The 21,208-nt window shown below is 59.5% G+C and carries 20 protein-coding genes and 1 pseudogene; 11 read left to right on the top strand and 10 right to left on the bottom strand.

What is annotated here, in order from left to right:
• The first annotated feature begins 18 nt into the window (after window positions 1-18).
• Window positions 19-1,653, top strand: coding sequence for a peptide chain release factor 3 (locus CORTU0001_RS08675; protein WP_005329056.1), 1,635 nt, complete (start codon window positions 19-21; stop codon window positions 1,651-1,653).
• A gap of 72 nt (window positions 1,654-1,725) precedes the next feature.
• On the opposite strand, the gene CORTU0001_RS08680 is transcribed toward CORTU0001_RS08675, so the two are convergent.
• Window positions 1,726-3,291: an aspartate-alanine antiporter-like transporter gene (locus CORTU0001_RS08680; protein WP_034668565.1), complete on the bottom strand. Its 1,566-nt coding sequence runs from the start codon at window positions 3,289-3,291 to the stop codon at window positions 1,726-1,728.
• Between the two features lie 152 nt (window positions 3,292-3,443).
• Window positions 3,444-4,313: a patatin-like phospholipase family protein gene (locus tag CORTU0001_RS08685; protein WP_005329059.1), complete on the bottom strand. Its 870-nt coding sequence runs from the start codon at window positions 4,311-4,313 to the stop codon at window positions 3,444-3,446.
• 26 nt (window positions 4,314-4,339) lie between these two features.
• Here CORTU0001_RS08685 and CORTU0001_RS08690 point away from each other — a divergent pair, with 26 nt between their 5' ends.
• Window positions 4,340-4,681: a hypothetical protein gene (locus tag CORTU0001_RS08690; RefSeq protein ID WP_005329062.1), complete on the top strand. Its 342-nt coding sequence runs from the start codon at window positions 4,340-4,342 to the stop codon at window positions 4,679-4,681.
• A 197-nt stretch (window positions 4,682-4,878) separates the two neighbouring features.
• Here CORTU0001_RS08690 and CORTU0001_RS12070 read toward each other — a convergent pair whose 3' ends face one another.
• Window positions 4,879-5,013: a carbohydrate kinase gene (locus CORTU0001_RS12070; protein ID WP_005329065.1), complete on the bottom strand. Its 135-nt coding sequence runs from the start codon at window positions 5,011-5,013 to the stop codon at window positions 4,879-4,881.
• Here CORTU0001_RS12070 and CORTU0001_RS12075 point away from each other — a divergent pair.
• On the top strand, window positions 5,012-5,170 hold the full coding sequence (locus CORTU0001_RS12075; protein ID WP_366511720.1) for a hypothetical protein: 159 nt from the start codon (window positions 5,012-5,014) through the stop codon (window positions 5,168-5,170). The two genes, CORTU0001_RS12070 and CORTU0001_RS12075, sit on opposite strands and share 2 nt — an antisense overlap.
• A gap of 57 nt (window positions 5,171-5,227) precedes the next feature.
• Here the strand turns inward: CORTU0001_RS12075 and CORTU0001_RS12080 are convergent, their stop codons facing one another.
• The 3 genes and pseudogenes from CORTU0001_RS12080 to CORTU0001_RS08715 all read right to left on the bottom strand — a co-directional run.
• Window positions 5,228-5,359 carry a shikimate kinase gene (locus CORTU0001_RS12080; RefSeq protein WP_366511721.1) on the bottom strand — a complete coding sequence of 44 codons (132 nt, stop codon included), beginning with the start codon at window positions 5,357-5,359 and terminating at the stop codon, window positions 5,228-5,230.
• Window positions 5,360-5,464: 105 nt separating this feature from the next.
• Window positions 5,465-5,851 (bottom strand): hypothetical protein, encoded by a 387-nt coding sequence (locus tag CORTU0001_RS08705; protein WP_005329067.1) that lies wholly within the window; start codon window positions 5,849-5,851, stop codon window positions 5,465-5,467.
• 229 nt (window positions 5,852-6,080) lie between these two features.
• Window positions 6,081-7,020, bottom strand: a pseudogene (locus tag CORTU0001_RS08715) (IS1634 family transposase); the annotation flags it as partial.
• Window positions 7,021-7,161: 141 nt separating this feature from the next.
• Here CORTU0001_RS08715 and CORTU0001_RS08720 point away from each other — a divergent pair.
• Both CORTU0001_RS08720 and CORTU0001_RS08725 read left to right on the top strand, forming a co-directional pair.
• Window positions 7,162-7,539 (top strand): hypothetical protein, encoded by a 378-nt coding sequence (locus CORTU0001_RS08720; RefSeq protein WP_005329072.1) that lies wholly within the window; start codon window positions 7,162-7,164, stop codon window positions 7,537-7,539.
• A 19-nt stretch (window positions 7,540-7,558) separates the two neighbouring features.
• Complete coding sequence (locus tag CORTU0001_RS08725; protein WP_005329080.1) at window positions 7,559-8,098, top strand: gamma carbonic anhydrase family protein; 540 nt, start codon at window positions 7,559-7,561, stop codon at window positions 8,096-8,098.
• Here CORTU0001_RS08725 and CORTU0001_RS08730 read toward each other — a convergent pair.
• Window positions 8,095-8,748: a membrane protein gene (locus tag CORTU0001_RS08730; protein WP_034668569.1), complete on the bottom strand. Its 654-nt coding sequence runs from the start codon at window positions 8,746-8,748 to the stop codon at window positions 8,095-8,097. The two genes, CORTU0001_RS08725 and CORTU0001_RS08730, sit on opposite strands and share 4 nt — an antisense overlap.
• A gap of 231 nt (window positions 8,749-8,979) precedes the next feature.
• Here CORTU0001_RS08730 and CORTU0001_RS08735 point away from each other — a divergent pair, with 231 nt between their 5' ends.
• From CORTU0001_RS08735 to CORTU0001_RS08745, 3 genes are read left to right on the top strand one after another with little or no spacing between them, the layout of a single operon-like run.
• Window positions 8,980-11,358: an MMPL family transporter gene (locus CORTU0001_RS08735; RefSeq protein ID WP_005329082.1), complete on the top strand. Its 2,379-nt coding sequence runs from the start codon at window positions 8,980-8,982 to the stop codon at window positions 11,356-11,358.
• Entirely contained in the window at window positions 11,351-11,950 is a 600-nt protein-coding gene (locus CORTU0001_RS08740) for a TetR/AcrR family transcriptional regulator (RefSeq protein WP_005329084.1), read from the top strand. The genes CORTU0001_RS08735 and CORTU0001_RS08740 overlap by 8 nt, the downstream gene beginning before the upstream one ends.
• Before the next feature lie 42 nt (window positions 11,951-11,992).
• Complete coding sequence (locus CORTU0001_RS08745) at window positions 11,993-13,171, top strand: DUF6882 domain-containing protein (RefSeq protein ID WP_005329086.1); 1,179 nt, start codon at window positions 11,993-11,995, stop codon at window positions 13,169-13,171.
• Here the strand turns inward: CORTU0001_RS08745 and CORTU0001_RS08750 are convergent.
• Window positions 13,148-14,191 carry an enoyl-CoA hydratase/isomerase family protein gene (locus CORTU0001_RS08750; protein WP_005329088.1) on the bottom strand — a complete coding sequence of 348 codons (1,044 nt, stop codon included), beginning with the start codon at window positions 14,189-14,191 and terminating at the stop codon, window positions 13,148-13,150. The genes CORTU0001_RS08745 and CORTU0001_RS08750 overlap by 24 nt on opposite strands.
• Before the next feature lie 24 nt (window positions 14,192-14,215).
• Between CORTU0001_RS08750 and CORTU0001_RS08755 the strand changes: the two genes are divergently transcribed.
• Window positions 14,216-15,058 carry a Cof-type HAD-IIB family hydrolase gene (locus CORTU0001_RS08755; protein WP_005329091.1) on the top strand — a complete coding sequence of 281 codons (843 nt, stop codon included), beginning with the start codon at window positions 14,216-14,218 and terminating at the stop codon, window positions 15,056-15,058.
• A 120-nt stretch (window positions 15,059-15,178) separates the two neighbouring features.
• Window positions 15,179-18,931 (top strand): acyltransferase family protein, encoded by a 3,753-nt coding sequence (locus CORTU0001_RS08760; RefSeq protein WP_005329093.1) that lies wholly within the window; start codon window positions 15,179-15,181, stop codon window positions 18,929-18,931.
• Between the two features lie 191 nt (window positions 18,932-19,122).
• Here CORTU0001_RS08760 and CORTU0001_RS08765 read toward each other — a convergent pair whose 3' ends face one another.
• A complete protein-coding gene (locus CORTU0001_RS08765) occupies window positions 19,123-19,446 on the bottom strand; it encodes a putative quinol monooxygenase (protein WP_005323747.1) in 324 nt (107 codons plus the stop codon).
• 87 nt (window positions 19,447-19,533) lie between these two features.
• Window positions 19,534-20,124, bottom strand: a complete 591-nt coding sequence (locus tag CORTU0001_RS08770; protein WP_034668570.1) for a hypothetical protein — start codon at window positions 20,122-20,124, stop codon at window positions 19,534-19,536.
• A 164-nt stretch (window positions 20,125-20,288) separates the two neighbouring features.
• On the opposite strand from CORTU0001_RS08770, the gene CORTU0001_RS08775 reads away from it, so the two are divergent.
• Window positions 20,289-21,203 carry an AEC family transporter gene (locus CORTU0001_RS08775; RefSeq protein ID WP_005329097.1) on the top strand — a complete coding sequence of 305 codons (915 nt, stop codon included), beginning with the start codon at window positions 20,289-20,291 and terminating at the stop codon, window positions 21,201-21,203.
• The last annotated feature ends 5 nt before the right edge of the window (window positions 21,204-21,208 follow it).

The raw sequence follows: 21,208 nt of genomic DNA on the forward strand, positions 1-21,208 counted from the left end.
ACCACTAGACTATGGCGCATGAGTTCTGTCGTTTCTGAGGCCTCCCGCCGCCGCACGTTTGCCGTTATCGCCCACCCGGATGCTGGTAAGTCCACGCTGACGGAGGCGCTGGCGCTGCACGCACACGTTATTAATGAGGCCGGCGCGGTCCACGGCAAGGGCAACCGCAAGTCCACCGTGTCTGACTGGATGGATATGGAAAAGGACCGCGGCATTTCCGTGGCGTCCTCGGCGCTGCAGTTCGAGTATGCACCGGAGGGCCACGAAGGCGAGCCCTACATGATCAACCTGGTCGATACCCCGGGCCACGCGGACTTCTCAGAGGATACCTACCGCGTGCTCACCGCGGTGGATGCGGCAGTCATGCTTATCGACGCCGCCAAGGGCCTCGAGCCCCAGACCCTCAAGCTCTTCCGCGTGTGCAAGGCCCGCGGCCTGCCTATCGTTACCGTGATCAATAAGTGGGACCGCGTGGGCCGCGAGCCCTTGGAGCTTGTCGACGAAATCGTCAACGAAATCCAACTGCAGCCCACCCCGCTGTACTGGCCGGTAGGCATTGCCGGTGACTTCCGCGGCTTGGCACACATCAACGATGATGGCGAGGCCGATGAGTATATCCACTTCATCCGCACTGCCGGTGGTTCTACCATCGCCCCGGAGGAACACTTTGCTCCGGATGCCGCCGGTGAGAAGGAAGAAGAGGTGTGGGAGACCGCAGTCGAGGAAGCCGAGCTGCTCGCCGCCGACGGTGCCCTGCACGATCAGGAGCTTTTTGAACAGTGCGTGACCTCCCCGCTCATTTTTGCTTCTGCGATGCTGAACTTTGGTGTGCACCAGATTTTGGACACCCTGTGCGCCATTGCCCCGGCTCCGCACTCGCGCGAATCCGACCCAAAGGCAGTCGAGGCTGCCACCAGCGCCATTGATGAGGTCCGCGAGGTTAGCGATGACTTCTCGGGGGTCGTCTTCAAGGTCCAGGCAGGCATGGACCAAAAGCACCGCGATAACTTGGCCTTTATGCGCGTGGTTTCCGGTGAATTCGAGCGCGGCATGCAGGTCAACCACGCCCAGTCCGGCCGCAGCTTTTCCACCAAGTACGCCCTGACTGTCTTTGGTCGCACGCGCGATACCGTGGACACCGCCTATCCGGGCGATATCGTGGGTTTGGTCAACGCTGGCTCGCTTGCCCCTGGTGACACCATCTATTCCGGCAAGAAGGTGCAATTTAAGCCCATGCCGCAGTTCGCGCCGGAAGCCTTCCGCATTCTGCGCGCGAAGTCGCTGGGCAAGTACAAGGCCTTCCGTAAGGGCCTGGAGCAGCTGGCGGCCGAGGGCGTGGTCCAGATTCTCAAGAACGAGGCGCGTGGCGATGCCTCCCCTGTCATGGCGGCGGTGGGCCCCATGCAGTTCGAGGTGATGCAGGCCCGCATGGAGTTCGAATACAACGTGGAAACCGTTACCGAGCCTATTCCCTATTCCGTGGCTCGCCGCACCGATGCCGAATCCGCCCCAGAGCTCGGCCGTCAGCGTGGCGTGGAAATCTTTACTCGCCAAGATGGCGAGCTCATCGCGCTCTTTGGCGATAAGTGGAAGCTCGCCTTCATTGAGAAGGAACACCCAGAGCTCACTATGGAAACCCTCGTGGCGGATTAGAAACCACACAGGTCCACACAGCAGAGAAAAAGGCCGCTTCCCGTTCTGGGAAGCGGCCTTTTCCGTTGCGTGTTAAACCATCAACATCACAGGGACAACGGCAATCTTGACCACCTGCCCCACCACAATGGTGGCCGCATAACCGGTCATGATGCGCGAGTCGGAGCTCAGCCCCGTGGCGTAATTGACCACGGCCGGCTGAGCAAAGATGCCAGAGAGTCCGCCGGAGGTACGGGTTTCGGACTGACCCATGAAGCGATTCGCTACAGCGAATAGGACCGAAACCACCACGGTGACAATGGCGGCGAGGATCATGCACTTCAGACCCATCCAGGAGAAGGCGGTGGACAAGAATGCCTCGCCGGATGAGAGGCCCACAGACGCCAAGAAGATGACGAGGCCCCACTGCTGGAAGGCGGTATTAATGGAGGCCGGAACCTGCCATGGAATGCGGCGGGTGCGGTGCAGCGCACCGAGGATAAGACCGGTAATCAGCGGGCCGAGCGCGAAGCCCAGCTCGAAAGAAGCACCACCTGGCATCGGTACCACGACCTGGCCCAGCAGGTAACCCAAGAAGAGGCCACCGCCCAAGGCCACCCAGTTCAGCTCGGAGTAGGACTTAATGGAGTCGCCGAAGTAATCCTTGATATCGCCCAAGCGGTCAAACTTCACGATGAGCTCGAGGATATCGCCGGAAGCCAGGTGAGTTTCATTATTGGCCAAGAATTCCTCATCGCCGCGCTGCACGCGCACGATGCGACCGCCATAGCGGGAGAACAGGTTGAGCTCCTCAACGGTGCGGCCGGCAATGTCTTGGTTAGAAATAGCCACGGTTTCGATGACCAGGCGCTTATCCACGAACGGAGTTTGCGGCTGGCGCTTGCCCAGCATTTGGGTCAGTTCACGGGCCTTGGCCTTGGTGACCATCACGCGCAGAATATCACCTTTGCGCAGTTCGGGGCGGTCACCTGCCACGCGCACTTTATTACCGCGGCGAATGGTAGCGATAACAAAGTGATCCTTGAACCGTTCTTCCAAATCATCGTAGTTCACGTCTTTGGTAACGCGGATGGTGCGGGAACGGAAGATCTTGGAGGCAGAATTGTCCTTATCGTGCTTGGCGGGCCAATTCTGCTTGAGCAGGAAGGCCACGACCAAAATGGCCACCGCCACACCCACGGGATAGCCCAGCGAGTAGCCCACGGCGGGTAGCTCTTCACCGGTTTGTTGCTGGGCAACTGCCAGCGACGGCGTCGAGGTCGTGGCGCCGGCAAATACACCAACGGAAGCCAAGGTATCCAGCCCCAGCATGCCACCAAAGAGGATGGCTGCGCCCGCGGCCACCACAATCGCAATGGTCGCCGTGAGCATGTGCTTCATCTGCTTGGAAAAGCCCTTGAAGAAGCGCTCACCGGCGGACAGGCCTTGCATATAAATAAAGAGTCCCAAGCCCAGCTCTTGCAGGGAGCTTAAGATGTCTTTATCTAGGTCAATAAACGAGCCGAAGGCCAAGCCCACAAACAGCGTGCCTGCCGCGCCAAAGCGCAGCGGACCGAAGGGGATCATGCCAAATAGCGTGCCGAGCAGCACTATGAAAAAGATGCTCAGCCATATATTTCCATCAAAAATTGCTAACACGCTGGAATATTTTAGGCATTTTCCTCCAAAGTGCCACGTGAAAGGCACATTCTTTAACGACCACCAATGGCATCGCTACTGCTTAGACCCTTTTCGCCAGGGGCCACCCACCCCCAGCAGCGGCACATCTCACAGCTAACGCCCATAGTGAACTAGTCGAGGAGGAATTCCCTCCACCGGGGCCACTCCGCATATGTTTGTGCCTTACCTGCCTGATAGTTCGCCCGCAGCTTGTGTACGTTGCGTTCGGTAGAGGCTACCTGCATATCCTGCGGGAAAAATAGTTGCGCCCTACCTTGGCGCTCCAACTCCAAAAGCCGGTCTTTGGCCGCGTTATAGAGGGCGGGGCGGGCTATGAGGGCGTCGGCAATAGCGGGGTACCTGCGGAAGACGCGGCGGACAAAGGCTGGGCGCGCCACCTCAGGGCGTACATACCCACGCGGCTTAGTGCCGATAAACAGGAACTTCTCGTATCCAGCCTCTTCTGCTTGCGCAATGGTGATGCCACCGGAAGAGCCCAAAGCACCGTCCACGTACGGCGCGCCATCGATAACTCGCATCGGCATAATCAGCGGCAGCGTGGAGGAAGCGCGCACGCGCACGAAGAGATCTTCCGGGGTGTGGATGTCCTCGCGCGTCCAGTAAACAGACTCGCCGGTATCGGCGCGCGCTGCAGCAAGCACCATATCGGCCGGATGCTCACGGTAAGCCTGCCAATCAAAGGGCAAATCCTTGTCCGCGGCGCGCTCATAGATGTACTCGGCATTGAAATACCCGGTGCCACGCACCAGCGAACCCACTCCGCCGAAGCTGGGGCTTTGAGCAAAGTCCGTAAAAGACTCTTCGGCGCGGCGGGCATCGCGCGCCAAGTAATTAACGGTATGCGATGCCCCGGCGGAGACGCCGCCTACCCAGCCAAAGTTCACGCCCTCTTCGATGAGTTTGACCATGCAGGCGGCCGTATAGGAATTGCGCATGCCGCCGCCTTCAATAACGAGTGCGGTGTTGCTGGCGTCAATCATGGTGCCCCATACTACGCTGGGGCCCAATGAAGCGTATTTTCCGGCAATTGCTCGCGGACGAAGAAGGCACCTTCGATATCGAAACCGGCCAGCAGCCTCGCACCGGGTTCGCCTATAACCCCACCGGGAAAGCGCTGCTGCGGGTGACGGAGCCTACCCCGGCCGCGGTGAGCAAGGCCTTGGCCTTAGCCAGGGAACACGGCGCGCGGTATCTCGGCACATGGCGCCAGCCGGAGGGGCCGCTCGTCTTCCTCGCCACGGCCGTAACCCACGATGAGTCCGTGGCCCGCGAGCGCGTTGCCGCCACCGGCCAACGTGCCTATTTCGACCTGGAGCGCTGCCGCACCATCACCGTCAATGCTCACTAGACTGGGCTCCCATGGGATTAAAAGATGCACTTGCCCGGCTAACCGGCGCACAGTCCCCGCGCCTGGCGCGCCCCGATTCCACCTGACTTAGGCCATTTTAGTGCGGAACAATCCCACCCCACCGTCAAATACCACCAGGTAGCAGTGTCAAGAGAAACGTTACTCACCCACACATGACCTAAGTCGGGAAGCGCCAGCTAACCCCGTAAGTATTCGGCCGCCGCGGCGGCAAGTTCCTCTGGGGCCTCGCTGACATCCAGCACGATGCCCGCTTCCCCCGGCTGCAGTTCCTCGAGTGTCTCGAATTGCGAGTCCAGAAGGACGACCGACATGAAGTTGCCCAGAGCGCTGACTCATGCGCTCCTTGAGCAGCTCATAAGAGCCGTGCAGGCCCACAAAGATCGTATCGATGATGTCGCGGTGGGAGCGCTTGAGCGCGGAGCAGCCCACAATGGCACCGGCGTCCTGGTCCGCGAGAAAGCGACCTAAGGACTCGAGCCAGGGCTTGCGGACGGCGCCGTCAAGGGCCTGCACCGAGGCCGTCTTCTAGATGTTCGCCGCCGGATGCATATCGTCCCCATCCCGAAAAGGCAGGCCGGTGCGCTGCGCCAGCAACTCCCCGACCGTGGACTTACCGCAGCTCGAGACTCCCTTGATCACCACGTGCTTGCGCATCATCCCTCCTTGCAGCATTCCACCAAATCGAACGCGCTGCGCACTGCCTGACGCAGCGCGATTCAACGCAACATGACGCAACCACCGTGCGGCTCGATAAAGCGCGGTTTAACCCAGCGGCGCGTACATGAGGTTCGCGCGCTGCACCTCGCCGCGTGTGGTCGGGTCAAAGGTCGCGCACAGGGCAGCCGCCACGTAGCGCACGCCACCCACCGGAGCAGAGGAGCCGACCCGCTCGGCGCAGTTCTGCAAGGCCGGCAGGCCGATGTCGTCGCCCGGCGAAGTCATGGAGAAGAAGGACGCGGCCATCATGGTGTCACCATCGGCACGCACATACTCGGAAGAGCCCTTGATGGCCTGCCAGGCAATAGCGCCAACGGGGTCGGTACGGAATTGGTCCCGCTCTGTCTGGGTCAACTCGGCGTTGGCGGCGGGTACGGACAGAGATGCGACGAGGAACGCAGCGCATGCTGCGAGGAAAGAAGACTTTTTCATAGCAATATTGTATCCCCGTGCATTGGGGTTGTCCTGGTATTCCTTCGCTATTGTCCAGAGGAACCGCTTGTTGCGCGAAGGATGGAAGCGCGCAGCTGGCGTATCTCAGTGGCCCCACGCGGCAGCACCCCCAGCAGGCTAGCACCGGCAGCCACGAGATTCGTTACGACCTCAGCCAGGCTCGCCGCGCCAACGGGGGCTGGCCGCCAATCATGGGCGCCGTTGTCCCAGCCGAGGCTTGTGTCCAGATCTGGCCGTGGGCGTAGTCTTCACCGGGTTTTCCCGCCGCCAGGTTTCAATCACCTCAGGCACGGTGGAGGTTTCACCGACAAAATGTAGTGCAGACCTGCATCGATGAGTGCTTGCTTGTTCGCCGCTGAAACCATGCCCGCATCGGCAACGACGGTAACCTCGTCGAGCTGGTAGGCATCTTGGAACCGTGTGATCATCGGTAGCATCGTGTGGGTTTATGCCGAGTTGCCAGCAAACGCACCCACATGCAGTGGAAACCCGGTGGCATCAGTAAGCAGCCCGACAAGGTTTTGTGGCTCCACACGATGCTCTTTGGAAAATAGGGGTTTGCGAAGCTCATCAGGAGTATCGGCTTCAAAGTACAAGATGGTCACGTCGTACAAGATAAATGCGCCTGGCCCAATACCTGCATTATGGGCCAACGCTTGAGTTTGTATCTCCCCGAACGATTCGGTGGCGAAGGAGGAACGACGCCTCTGGATGGTGCGGTAGCTTGCGCTGGTGATGCCAACCTCGGCAAGAGTCTCGATGAAATCCAGCTTTGAGCTGGGATGGATGATCCGGGCACGCACCAGAACACGAAGCACCGGATCATCGCCGCTTGCTGCTGCAAGGCCTAGCTCGTTGAAACACGCATCAATACAGTCCAGCAAGTATCCAGCCCGCTGACCGGCTACCGGCAGCGGGTTGGAAACACTGCCTGTTGCCGGTGGGGTGTGTGTAACCTCGCCGAAGTCCATTGCGAGTTGGTCACCATCGACGATGCGTTGAGCCTCAGCCCGCAAAAGCGCAAGCTCAGACTCTGAATGCGCTGAGCCGATATGCTTCATTCTTTTCGCACTTTTGCGTTCAGAGAACACCACGTGCACCGCTATCGGTCCTGAGGCGGTCTTGACGGTGCGAATATAAGGACTCACCAAAATCAGACTACTGAACACCCCGGAACTACCCACTTAGTGCGGAAAAATCCCACCCCACAAACATAACCACCAGGTAACAGTGTCAAGAGTGACGTTACTCACCCGCCCATGACCTAAGTCAGGTTAGACTAAGGACTTATGGGATTAAAAGACGCCCTCGCCCGACTTACCGGCGCGCAGCCCCCGCGCTTAGCTCACCCCGATTTCACCGCCCCCACCGCACGGGTAGAAAAACTGGAAATCCACACCGCCGGCCCGCTTATCATCGTCGTCACTGACCAACCCGGCGCGGAGGTATTGCTGGAGGTAGCCCGCGCCCGCGAGTCAGTTACATTGGCCTCTCCCACCACGACGGTGCATTTTCCCGCCGTGAAAAAGGATGCCTTGCCCATCAAAGATCCCCGGCGCGGCTGGGTCATTCCGCTTACGCCCGCGCTTGCCGACGCCCTCGTAGACAACCTCCCCTACCCCGGCGACTATGAACTTTCCCCCGCCCTAGCCGTGGTGGTCGAATAGCTGCCTTGAAAGGACTGACATGCTGCTTTTGCCTTGTGCCGGAAAGAAGCCGCGCATCCACCGCAGTGCGTGGATTGCTCCTAACGCCACCATCATTGGTGATGTAGAAATCGGCCCGGATTCCTCCGTCTTTTATGGCAGCGTACTGCGCGGCGACGTGGGCGCAATTCGCATTGGCTCTAGGTGCAATATTCAGGACAATTGCGTCTTCCACGTAGAAGAGGACACGCCATGTGTACTAGAAGATGATGTCACGGTGGGACACATGGCAATGGTCCATGCCGCGCACGTGGAGGCAGGTTCCCTGGTGGGAATGTCCTCTTCGCTGCTCTCGCGCTGCACTATTGGCACCGGCTCGCTCATCGCGGCAGGCGCCGTGGTACTGGAAGGAACCGCCATTCCACCACGCAGCCTTGCCGCCGGCGTGCCAGCGAAGGTGCGCCGCGAGCTCAGCCCGGAAGAGTCACAGGCCTTCATCGCGCATGCTGCCCGCTACGTGGACTGCGCGCGCAGCCAATCCGATGCGGCGTTGAGCCTGGATGAGGTCACCTTTGATTAAAGGGAAAGCACGCCCATGAGGATGAGGAAGACCGCTACAAGGTAGCCGCCAAAAAGCGCCACCTGGGTCCTATTGGCGCGCGCCGCGGCAAAAAGACGACCGGCGGCCGATTCGGGATGGGCGCGCACCACCGCAATAAAAAGACCACAGATAGTGGGCAGGGACAGAGCCAGGCTGGCGTACCACACCAAACCGCCGTACTGAGCGGCCGGAGCGATATCTTCGGTAGCCAGGTGCATGAGCCCGTAATAAAACGGCACCGAAGTCAGCGATTGCACCACGCCCATAATGAAACCGATGATTGCGGTTAGTAGCGATGGAGTACGCAACGGCTCGAGCAGCCGATTTACCAAGGCATTGGGCTGGCCTTGAGAGCGCCACGAGCCAAACCCCACCGCGATGCCTACTGCGACAAGTACCCAGCCGGCAACGGGCGAGCTCAAAATGGCCTCGATCTGGTCTTTTACTCCCAGCAGCACAAACATCACCACGGCCGCCGCGGCGAGTACTCCCATCCAGTCTCCTATCACCACTAAGGAGGCAATGCGCCGGTACTTGCCGCGGGGCAAGATGATGCCAATGGCCACGAGGATTCCGATGAGTAAGGCATTGACGGAATCCAAGAGGGCAAAACTAACGGCGTGGAGCATGCCGGTCAGTCTACCGCCCCATGCCGCCATCGCCGATACGCCTGAGGGCACAAGACCTATATCTCACGAGTAGCTTCCTATGGTCCACCGCACAGGTCTTTGCGCACATTCCGTATTTTGCGTACACTATGCAATGTTTCGCACGGGGTGCAAATTTCTCCCCGCGGATTCTATATTCACTGTCACCTGCGTGCAGAGCACTGTACGCATACTGCACAAGAAAGCACTTTTATGTCTAAATTCCTCTACCGGCTAGGTAGCTGGTCCTACCGCAAGGTGTGGCCCTTCCTAGCCTTTTGGCTCATCGTCTTGGTGGCCATGGCGGGACTTACCGCCGGCTTTGCCAAGTCCCCTAACCCTAATTTCTCCATGCCGGAGATGGACTCCACCACCACCCAAGACAAGATGATGGAGCGCTTCGGCCAAGATACCGATGCCATGAGTGCACCCGAAGGCACCGTGGTCATCCAAGCACCGGAGGGAAAGACCCTCGCCGATAAGCAGGTAGCCGGCGAGATAGATGACCTCCTTGGCGAGCTCAAGGACACTGGCGCACTCAAGGACCAGGGCAAACTGGTCAGCCCGGTGATGGCTGCAGCCGGTATGGAAAAGCAAATGGGCGAAAAGATGAAGGCCCAGCACATGCCAGACGAGCAGATTCAAAGGAACCTGCAGCAGCTCTCCCCTCTGAGCGAGGATAAGTCCACCGGCACCGTCACCATCACCTTTGATGCGGAAACCGTCATGGACATCCCAGAAGAGGACATGGCCAAGGTCACGGACGTACTCAATAAGTACGACGAGGGCGACCTCACCGTGAAGTACCAGGGCAATGCCTTTAGCTCCGCCGGTCAAGAGATGGGTGGCAGCGCCGAGATTATCGGCCTCATCGTCGCCGCAATCGTGCTGCTGATCACCTTCGGTTCCTTCGTGGCCGCTGGTATGCCGCTAATTTCCGCCATCATCGGCGTAGGCATCGGCATCCTCGGCGTGCAGGTATCCACGGTCTTTACGGATACCATCTCCGATATGACCCCGACGTTGGCCTCCATGATTGGCCTGGCCGTCGGCATCGATTACGCGCTGTTTATTGTCAACCGCTTCCGCAACGAGCTCATCACCTCCTCTGGCCTCAACGATCTTTCGCCAAAGGAACTGGCCCAAGAGCTCAAGAAGATGGATAAGGCCACCCGTGCCCACGCCATGGGCATGGCGCTGGGCACCGCGGGCGGTTCCGTTGTCTTCGCCGGCACCACCGTGGTCATCGCCTTGGCCGCGCTGACCATTATCGGCATCCCGTTCCTGGGCACCATGGCCATCGCTGCTGCGGCTACGGTCATCATCGCCGTACTGGTTGCCAATACCTTCATCCCCGCCCTGCTGGGGCTCTTGGGCACCAAGATCTTCGCCGGCCGCGTGCCTGGCCCCAAGGTTCCAGACCCAGAGGACGAAAAGCCCACCATGGGCCTGCGCTGGGTTCGCCGCGTGCGCGCCCACCCGTGGCTGCACCTTATCGCGGGTGTCGTCTTGCTGGGCATCCTGGCCGTACCATTTGCCCAGCTGCGCCTGGCCATGCCCACCGATGGCACCGCAAAGCCCGGCACCCCACAGCGCGAGGCCTATGAGATCACGGCAGACGCCTTTGGCCCTGGCCGCAATGCCCCGATGATCGCGTTCGTTGATGTGGCCGATGTCCCTGAGCAGGACCGCATGCCGGCCTTCCAGGATCTCCTGCGGGAGATCAATGGCAACGACGGCGTGGAAAACGCTCAGATCGTGCAGACCACGGACAACGGTGATGCTGCGCAGATCATGATCACTCCTACCACCGGCGCAACCGATGAGGAAACCACCGAAACCCTTAACCACCTGCGCGATTACCAGGGTGAGTTTGAAAAGACCGGCGGTTCCTACGGCATTACCGGTATCACCCCGATTTTCGATGATATTTCTGAGCGCCTCAATAACGTGCTCATCCCATACGTAGCCATCGTGCTGGGCCTGGCCTTCATCGTCTTGATGCTGGTCTTCCGCTCCATCTGGGTACCGCTCATCGCCGCGGCCGGCTTCGCTTTGTCGATGGCCGCGACCTTCGGCATCACCGTGGCCATTTGGCAAGAAGGCATGTTCGGCATCGTCGACGACCCACAGCCGCTGCTTTCCTTCCTGCCCATCATGCTCATCGGCCTTACCTTCGGCCTAGCCATGGACTACCAGGTCTTCTTGGTGACCCGCATGCGTGAGGGATTTGTCAATGGCAAGACGGCCGGCAACGCCACCTCGAATGGCTTCAAGCACGGCGCCCGCGTGGTCACGGCCGCGGCCCTCATTATGATTTCCGTCTTCGCCGCCTTCATCTTGATGGACGAGCCGTTCATTAAGACCATGGGCTTTGCCCTGGCTGCGGGCGTGCTTATCGACGCCTTCGTGGTCCGCATGATGATCATCCCAGCCACCATGTTTGTGCTGGATAAGAAGGCATGGTGGTTCCCGCACTGGTTGGATAAGAACACCCCTAACATGGACATCGAAGGCGAGGCCTTGCACTCTGACCGCGAGGAACTCCTGCGCGCCCAACGAGAGAAGGTAGGCGAAGCACACCGTGACTAGTCTGCGCGAAGAAAAGAAGCGAGCTACGCGTCAGGCCATGGCCGATGCGGCAGCGCGCCTCGTCCTCGACGGCGGTGCCGAAGCCGCCACGGTCTCCGGCATCACCGCGACCGTCGGGGTCTCCCCGCGCACCTTTCACAACTACTTCTCCTCGGTGGCTGATGCGCTACTGTCCTTTAGCACCGATGTGCTTGCCAAGTTTTCCAAGGAAGTACCCACTGTCTTTCCTAATTCATCCATTTCTGAATTCCTCGAACAAGTAACGCTCGATGCCACCGAAAACGAGGGCAAAGAGCTACATTCTTTTACCTCTCTTTTCACCATTGGCGAGGCTTTAGAAAACTTGAGCCATACCTCGAAAGAGCGCCAACAATTCCAAGTCGCAGCTGACCAAGTTTTGGAAACTTTCCACCAACGCGCCCCGGATAAGTCGCGCTTTGAAATCGCGGTCATTCTCCAAGCGTGTGCGGGTGCCAGTGCGATGAGCATGAAAGAAATCCACCGCCGCTCCCAGGCCGAAGAATCACTGGACGCTCACACAAAGCATGAGATAGTTCGCACAGCCTTTGCCACCGTGCGTGCCATCGACTAGCTAGCCTAATGGGCGCTTTAATCCGTATGCTCGGCAATAGTTATGGATAAGACAGCCCCTATATCGAGCACCGCGCAAGACGCCCGCTTCATTCAAGCGGGCGTTAATGCCGCATTTCAAGACCGCATCGGGGAGGCGACCGATGTGGAATTTAATTTCCTCGGGCCCTCGGATGGCGATAGCGAAGGAAGCTATGCCACCGACCAGCTCGTGGAGGTACGGGTAAGCTCCGCGCAGCACGTGGCGGATTTTCGTGGCGTGCGCCTAGCCGTCATCGCCGCAGACACCTGGCACTGGACTACCTCTGCGACCGAGCATTTTGCTGACCTTCCGCAGTCAGGTACGGCCAGCGCAGACATTGACCGCATGGTTGCTTATGCCTCCCTCATCGTGGGCACTATGCCGGTGCTGCGCGCCCAGCAGGGCGATCACGTGGCCATCGTTGCGGTGGATTTCCACCCCTACCTGGACTTTCGCCAGACCTTGCTGCGCGGTCTCCAACACAGCAGCGCGGAGATGGACGAGAAGGGGCCGGCCCTCGCGCTTGCCCGCTACCTGGACATGGAGTCCACCGAGGAAGAGCCCTACCTGCATTTTTCTGATGGCACCACGGTGCGTTTTGAGCAGGCAAGCCCCGAAGTACACAAGATTTCCGGCATCACCCCAGGCTTGGCGGCCGCGCGCGTCCTGGAGGATGCTTTTTACTTAAGCACCGAAAACCAGATGTTTTTCCAAGGCAGCTTCCCAGATGCCACGGTAGATCTCGATGTGGATAAGGCCACCGCCACGGTGTCCTATCGCGGCGGGCAGATGACGGCCAATGCGGTGCTTATCGCGACCATTTCGGACGAGGAATTCACGTGGGCTTGGGCGGATCCGCAGCTTAAAGACACCGCGGCGGCGCGGTTGGCAGGAAACCTAGCGCGCTTTGGTATCGACGAGGCCGTGCCTGAATTGGTTCGCCCGCACCTTCCGCTTCAGCTGGCGCACGAGCACCAGCTACCGCACCTTGCTCTGCCCATTTTGGGGATCTGGACGCTGGCGGGCACTACGCTTGCCGACGCCCGCGTGGGCCTCGTCCTCCTCGATGCCCCACAGCTGCACCTCCCAGAGCCGACGCCAGCCGCGACCGAAGCTACTTTGGCGGTTCCCCCTCCTTCATGGATCAACGCCGATCGCGCCCGCGCCGCCTATGGATCATTTCGCGGGGTGGAGGTGTAGGGCGCTGCGGAGGGCGTCCACGTCGACGTCGGCAAGCGCGGCAGGCTCAAATGCCGCATCGTTGGTTTTATCTACCAAGACCGCTCGCACGCCCTCGGCAAAGTCCCCGCGCCGGTACATATAGGCGCCCAGGTTGGTCTCCATATCTAGGGCCTCGCGGATGCTGCTGCACTCCTGCTCAGCGCGGAATAACTCCATGGCCGCCACGATAGAGGTCGGGCACGCCTGCGCGGTCAGCTTTTCTACCTGTTGCTTCAGTTCTGGGTACTTTTCCAGGGCCGCGGTGATGTCTTGCCAGGTGTTGCGGGAAAAGGCGTCCTCGATGGCGTCGATAAGCTCCGCCAAGGGGGCCTCGCTGCTAGGTGCGCTGGTGTGCTGGGCTAGCGCCGTGGCTAGTCCATGCTCAATAACCGCACTTGCAAAGGCCTCGCCGTCCGCGACATAGTGGGTGGCCAGCCCGCTCCACAGAAGGTCTGCGGCATACATGCGGTAGCCGGTAATCCCCCAGAACTTCGCCAACTCGGCCGAGGCCTTCCCTCGCGTTCCCACCGCCCGCTGGGCGGCATAGGCCATGCCCACGTCCGTGACATAGCCAATATTCATCTCTGGCATGGAGGCAAAGGTTTTCTCCGTAACCACGCGGTGGGACCCATGGGCAGAAATGCCCAGACCGCCGCCCATAGCAATGCCATCGATGAGCGCAACGATGGGTTTGGGATACTCCGCGATATCACCGTTCAACGTGTATTCGGTGGCAAAGAAGGCATCGACCTCATCCACCTTGCCCTCCTTGACCCCTTCGCGGGCGTAGCGAACATCGCCGCCGGCGCAATATGCCTTGGGACTAGTCGAGGTAAACAACACCTGTTCCACCTCATCGTTGTCGCGCCACTGCGCCAGCGACTCCGCAATGAGGTCGATCATTTCCGGGGTGAGGGAATTGAGAGCCTTGGGGCGGTTGAGCTCAATGACTCCGGTATGGTTACGGATTGAGGAAACGATCGGTGCAGTATTAGTCATAACCCCTAGTGTGACACAAAACGCATGCACCTATCCACCATCAGCCAATTCACAGATAGGTTCGGAATTTTGCTCCCACAGCTCATCGCCCTGGATATGGACGGCACCCTACTGGACGGCAACGGCCAGCTTCCACCAGATTTCGCCGCGATCAGCACCCGTGCCCACCAGCTCGGCGTGACCCTTGTACCCGCCTCGGGCCGCCAGCTCGCCACCCTACAAGAGATGTTTCCGCACGAAGACACCTTCATTGCAGAAAATGGCTCCGTCGTCGTGCACGATAATCGCGTCATTAGCGCCACTACCCTGCCCCGCGCAGCCGTGCGCGCCGCCATGGCCGCACTCCAGTCTGTCGAGACCCCGCATACCGTAGTGCTGTGCACGCCGGATACCGCCTATGTGCACAACGGCGCCAATGAACAGGCCCGTGCTGAAATAGCGAAGTACTACAGGTCAGTGGAATGGGTAGATGACCTCGATGCGCTACTGGATGCAGACATCATTAAAATCGCCGCTTACTGCGCCGACGGCAGCGAAAAGCACCTCCACCAGCCCCTCCTTGCGGCCGTACCGGAACACAACATCGCCATCTCTGGCGCCGTATGGCTCGATGTCATGGCCGCTGGCGTCAACAAGGGCGTAGCACTACAAACCATGGCCGAGCTCCTTTCGGTCCCCATGTCTCGCACCGCCGCCTTTGGCGATTTCCTCAATGACTACGAGCTCCTCCGCGAGGCGGGCACCGCCATCGCCATGGAAAATGCGCACCCAAAGTTGAAGGAAATCGCCGATCGCATTGCCCCACCCAATACCGAATATGGGGTCATGACAGTTCTGCGTCAGCTTTTTGACAGCGAAGAGTCCTAGACTCGAATTTTCGCCTCCGCCCCGCGCGCCGCACCTTCACTCCCCCGCATGGGGAGAAGTGCTGGTGCGCAGGCTAAAATAGTCCGTTTAGAAAATATACGTAGTGCTTTGGGAGTTTTTGTGAAGCAAATTTTGCGCTCACTGCTGGGGAAGAAGAAACCTGGGCGTTCGAACGAACCACGCACACCGGTCTATCAGCCAGTACAGCCCAAAGCTGGCTCGACCAGTGCGCCCCAGACCCCTAATAAAAAGGATTCTGCACCCCAGAAATCGGCCAACACCGAATCCACCACGGGTGCACAATCCACCGCGCCGAAGGGCAAGCCTCAGGACCGCACCGCTAAGGACAGCGAGACCAAGAACCAGGCTAAGCAGGCACCCGCGCGCAAGCCCACTCCGAAGAAGCCTGCACAGGCTTCCGAATCCAAGCCTGCTGCTGCGAAGCCAAAAGATGCAAAGCCTGCCGCCAAGCCCGCGGCTAAGGACGCCACTCGCCCCAGCACCGAAAAACCACAGGCAAGCAAAGCCACTTCCGCAAAACCGCAGCAGCCTAAGTCCACCTCGCCATCGCCTGCAGCCAAGACGCCGAAGGCCAAGCCAGCAGCCCAAGAATCTGCCACTAAGCCATCCGCCGCACCACAAAACAAGGCAGAATTCTCCCCCAAAGCAGCTGTTAAAAAGCAACAAGACTCGCCCGCTCAGGACAAGAAGCCACAGCGCAAAGCGCACGAACCGGTTCAACGACCGCGCCGCGGTGCAAGCTTTAGCACTACCCCGTCTAAGAACTCCCCAAAGACCCCTTCTGCCCGCAGTACTTCCCCGAAGCCGGCCGCGAAGCCTGTCACCCAACCGTCTCAGAAAGACGCGGTAAAGCCCGCACAGCAGGCTCACTCCACCACCCAGAAGCCGAAGCAGACGCCCAAGCCATCCTCTTCTTCCAGCGCGAAGAAGGCTTCCCCACAACCGGCACAGCCGCAAAAATCCCAGCCGGCTAATTCGAAGCCGGACACAGGCCAGCAGCAAGCGCAGAAGCCTGACTCCCCTAAGCGCGTGCCCGCAAACTCGGCAAAGAAGAAGCCACAGCCGCAACCTACACCGAAGAAGGATGCGCAGCCGTCTAAGCCTTCGCAACCGTCCAAGGACCAAGACTCAGCGCGTACTCCGGAAACTGCAAAGCAAAAGGCTGGCCCACAGGCCTCGACGCCTAGCTCTCCAAAGCCGAAGAAGGGCACCACTGCCCCCAAGCCGAAGGTGACTGCGCCAAAGACTGCAGCCGATGCTTCTCAGCAGAAAGCTCGGTCGACGCAGAACAAGACTGCCCAAGATGGAAACAAGGTAGTCCCACCGAAATCGAAGCAGGGCACCTCCTCTAAGGACGAAAAACCTAAGCAAGAGGCGAAGAAGCAACAGCCGCAGCCGAAGGCAAAGGAAGCGACGCCTGAGAACAAGGCCAAGAAGGTAGCCGGGCGCCGCCCGCAGGTTAAGCCCTCCGATATCAGTCGCGGTTTGGCACGCAAATCGCAGCAGGTGGGCACTCCTACCCCAGCGCAGCAAGAGCCGTCCCGAGCTACCCCAAAGCCCAAGGCAAAGCAGCAGCCTGAACAGCCCCAGCCGAAGAAGGCCGAGCCTCAAGCAGCTCCAAAGACGCCGCCTGCGCAGAAGGGAAAGTCCGCTGCTACAGGCGCTGTAGCAGCCGGAGCGGGTTCAGCCGCTGCCGCTGCCGCTGCTGAGCAGAAGCGGAATAAGGCACAGCCGTCTAAATCTCCACAGCAAGCGCCCGAAAAGCCACAGGAAAAGGCCGCACCGAGCCAGCCACAACAAGCTGCGCAGAAGCCAGCATCACAGAAGACCTCGGCAACGCAGGTAGATACTAAATCTAAGTATCCGCTACAAAAACAGGCCAAGGACCCTGAAGCGCTGGCTACGCCGCCAGAGAGCAAGGTCGTTAAGAAGAAGCGCCACGCCCGCCTGCGCCAGGTCAAGGGGCTGGATGGTCTTCGCGGCCTCGCGGTTATTGCCGTGGTGCTGTACCACTTCTTCCCTTCCCTGCTTCCTGGTGGTTACTTGGGCGTTGACCTCTTCTTCGTCCTCTCCGGCTTCCTCATCACCTCTTTGCTGGTGCGCGAATTCCGCACCTCCGGCACAATCAGCCTGAAGGACTTCTGGGTGCGCCGATTCCGACGCATCCTCCCGGCCGCAGTATCCGTCCTGGTCATGTGTACCGCTTTGGTGGCATGGATAGGCGGGGACCTCGCGGTCGGCTTGCGCCAGCAGTTCTTGGGAACTCTGTTCTTTGTCAATAACTGGACCCAGATCGCCACCTCCCAGTCCTACTTTGCGGACAATGAGATTCAGGTCTTTGCTCACTATTGGTCGTTGGCCGTGGAGGAGCAGTTCTATGTCATCTGGCCGCTTCTTATCACCGGCGTTTTCCTGATTTCTCGCCGCAAGCCGCGCCGGCTTCCCATCCTCGTAGCCGCAGTCTTAGCTATCGGTTCCGCCGTGGCCATGGCGCTTCTTTACGTGCCGGGTGAAGACCCGACGCGCGTCTACTACGGCACCGATACCCATGCTTTCGGCCTGCTCACTGGCGCCGTGCTGTCGCTGCTGATGACCTCTACCAAGTCCGATCCACAGGCGGACTCGTGGGCGGCGGCAGGCAAAGCCGAATCGCGCATCGCCGGAATCATCGGCACTTTGGCGCTCATCGGCTACGGTGCCCAGCTATTCCTCATGCCGGATGACGCGGAGATCACCTACCGGGGTGGACTCTTCCTCACCAGCGTGCTTGGTGTCCTGATGGTGTGGGGCGTGGTTCGCGAATACGGCCCGATGACCCCGCTCTTTAGGACCAAGGTCATGCGCTGGTTTGGCCAGCGATCCTTCTCGCTGTATCTCTGGCACTGGCCGGTCATCATGATGCTCAAGGCGCTTTTCGAGGGCAACCAGAACTCCGATAAATCCTGGATCCTGGGCCTTGTAGCCGTGCCTATTTCGCTGCTTCTGTCCGAGATTTCCTATCAGTTCATTGAGAATCCTTTCCGCCGCGGCGGCTATAAAAGGACGTGGAAGACCTATTGGTCCTCCCGCCCAGGATTTAGCGAATTGCGCGATGGCTTTGGCAAGACCATGTGGCCGGTAGTCCCATTCCTGGTCATTGCCTCTATAGCCGGCGTAGTCTACGGCGTTGTTAATTCCAGCGATAAGACCGAGTTGGAGCAGCAGCTGGAGCAGCTCCAGCAGCAGAACCAGAGCAGCAACAATGCCCCGGCGCAGCCGAATGATACTGCCCCACAGCCGCCTGCTGAGGACAACGACGATAAGGCTGCCGCGAAGGATAAGAAGACCCGCCCGATGCCGCAGGGCAAAGACATCACCGCCATCGGCGACTCCGTGATGCTGGGTTCTAGTGGCGCCCTCAAGCAGCGCTTCCCGCAGATTTACGTCGATGCAGATGTATCCCGCCACTACACTGCGGGTATCCAGATTCTGCAGCAGCTCAAGGATTCCGGCCAGCTGCGCGATACCGTCTTCCTCGGGTTTGGTACTAACGGCCCTGCCTTCCCGGACCAGATCAAGGAAGCTCTAGACATCATCGGCGAAGACCACACCGTTGTCATGGCTGTCCCCTATGGTGACCGCGAATGGATGGCCCAGTCCCAACAGGATGTTCTCGACGCAGCCAAGGAACACGACAACGTATATGTCGCGGACTGGTGCGGACACGCACAGAGCGACCCCTCAATCCTCTATTCCGATGGTGTTCACCCGATTCCGGAACGCGCTGGCGAGTACTCGGATGCCTTCTACGATGCTCTAAAGCAGTACTCGAATGGCGACAAGACCGTGTCTTCGCAGTGCGTGCCGCAGTAAAGGAACGGCGGGTGCGAGGAGGGTCGTCGGAAAGCGCTTAGCTCCCTCCCCTCCCCTCCCTTCGCGCTCACCGGAAGGTGTGCTCCGCTGACAGTAGCATCCGCTGTGAGCGCGAAGGGCGCTGGTGCGCCTAGGCATAGAAAAAGCTCGCCCTCTACATCGCGGTAGAGGGCGAGCTTTATTCGTTGGGATTAATCGACGGAGAATTCGCCCATCTTGTCCCAGCCGGTGCGGCCTTCGATGTGAACGTTAATGATGTCCGGGGTCTCCACGAGGTACTTCGGGAATTCCTCGCAGGAGCGCTGGAAGTGCTCGCTCTGGACATGCTCTACGTCCTTGCCGTCTGCGTAGGACTCCAGCAGCAAGAAGCGCTGGCGATCTTCTGGATCGCGGAACCACTTGAAGTCGATGCAGCCCGGCTCTGCATTGCAGGCCTCGGTGTACCAATTGATTTCATCGAGGAAGGTCTCTGCGTATTCGGGCTTAACGTGGAACTGTACGTTGATCAAAATCATGCCCCGATTCTACCGGCACCGTGCGGCTTCATCATCGTTGCAGATGAAGGCCACGAATGCGGTGAAATCGGGGCTAGTAGAAAAGGCTTAGTTGAGGAAGAACTCCGCAACGTAGATGTAGGTTCCGTCATAAGCAGTTGCTACGCCGAAGCCGTGTGGGGAACCAGCGTTGACTGGTACATCGCGGTTGAACCAGTTCAGGCGGTCTTGCGCTTGCTGCTCGGTGAGGCGGTGAACAGAACCCTGTCCTTCGTCCTTGTGATTCAGGCCGTGGGCTACCCCGCCCTTGTAGTCGAGCTTGCCGGCGGCACCCTGGTTGGCCCATTCCTGGGCGATGGCGGTCGCGTGGGAATCCTTGCGGTGCCCAGCCTTCTCGAGATGGGCGGTGGTGGCGGCCCCCAACTCACCAGCCACCTTGGGCGCGTGGCCCACTGGCTTGGCCAGGAATTCTGGCAGCGAGATATTGTACTTCTCGGCCAGTTCATAGGCCTGCGGTGGCAAGGTGAGGCGGAAATCCTGCAAAGCAGCGAAAGGATCAGAAGAAAGCTGCTGAGCCTGCGAAGAAGCCTGCTGAATCTGCGGTGGCAAGGCCGGCTGAGCAGAGGCCACGGTGGAAGTACCAGTAATGACAAGAGCGGTGGACAGGGCGGCTACGGTTGCACGGTGAGAAAGCTTCATGCCCTCCACCGTGCCATAAGTAGCCGGCAGTCTGGAAGGAGTTTCCGGGCTGCGCAGGAGATTCGATACCACTTTGTTATGGTCCCCGTGTTCTTGAGGAAATACGGATGGTGGGACAATATCCTCACCGCGCTTTTTGGAGTACTGCGAAAGGTTGTTGACTGTTGCTGGACGTATTGACCGGGTTTGCGATTATTTTCGTAGTCATCGGCGTCGGGTTTGTGCTGGCCCACAGGGGCGTTATTGGCAAGGGCGAGGCGCGCTTGCAATTCAATCGCACGGCCTTTTGGGCGGCCACGCCGGCACTTATCTTCTCCAGCGTGGCTACATCCGATACCTCCGCGTTTGCGTCCCCAGTGGTGGCCGTCATTGCCGCTGCGTCCGTCGCCACCATGGCGGTGTACTGGCTGTGCAGCCGGCTACTCTTTCCACGCAGCGGCGCCGAAACCATGGCGGGTGCCGCGGCGGCGAGCTATTACAACTCGGTCAATATTGGCCTGCCCATTGCCACCTATGTCATCGGTGATGCCACCTACGTCATTCCGGCATTGGTTCTCCAGATGGCGGTGCTCTCCCCTTTTATCATTGCAGGGCTCAATGCGCAGGGAACGAGCCTGCGATCGATATGGAGCTCCGTTGTCTCGGGGGTTACCGCGCCGGTGGTGTTAGCTGCGGTGGCGGGATTTATTGTCTCCGCAGCGCAGTGGCAGGTACCGGATGTGGTGATGAAGCCGCTGGAGATTTTGGGTGGCGCTTCCATTCCTATGATCCTGATGAGCTTTGGTGCCTCGTTAAAGGGCGACGGGCTATTGGAAGAAGACCGTCTGCCCACCATTACCGCGACGGTATTGAAGTTGGTGGGCATGCCTGCAATCGCGCTGGCCGTGGGCGCAGCGCTGGGCCTTAATGGCGCGGAGCTATACGCGGCGTTGATTTTGGCGGCCTTGCCCACGGCGCAGAATGTGTATAACTATGCCGCTACCTATGAGGTAGGAGAAACCGTGGCCCGAGATACGGTCTTTCTCACTACCTTCCTGTCGCTTCCTGCGATGCTGGCCATCGCTGCCTTATTTGGCTAAAGCGC

Source organism: Corynebacterium tuberculostearicum SK141 (assembly GCF_000175635.1).
GTDB classification, from domain to species: Bacteria; Actinomycetota; Actinomycetes; order Mycobacteriales; family Mycobacteriaceae; genus Corynebacterium; species Corynebacterium tuberculostearicum_C.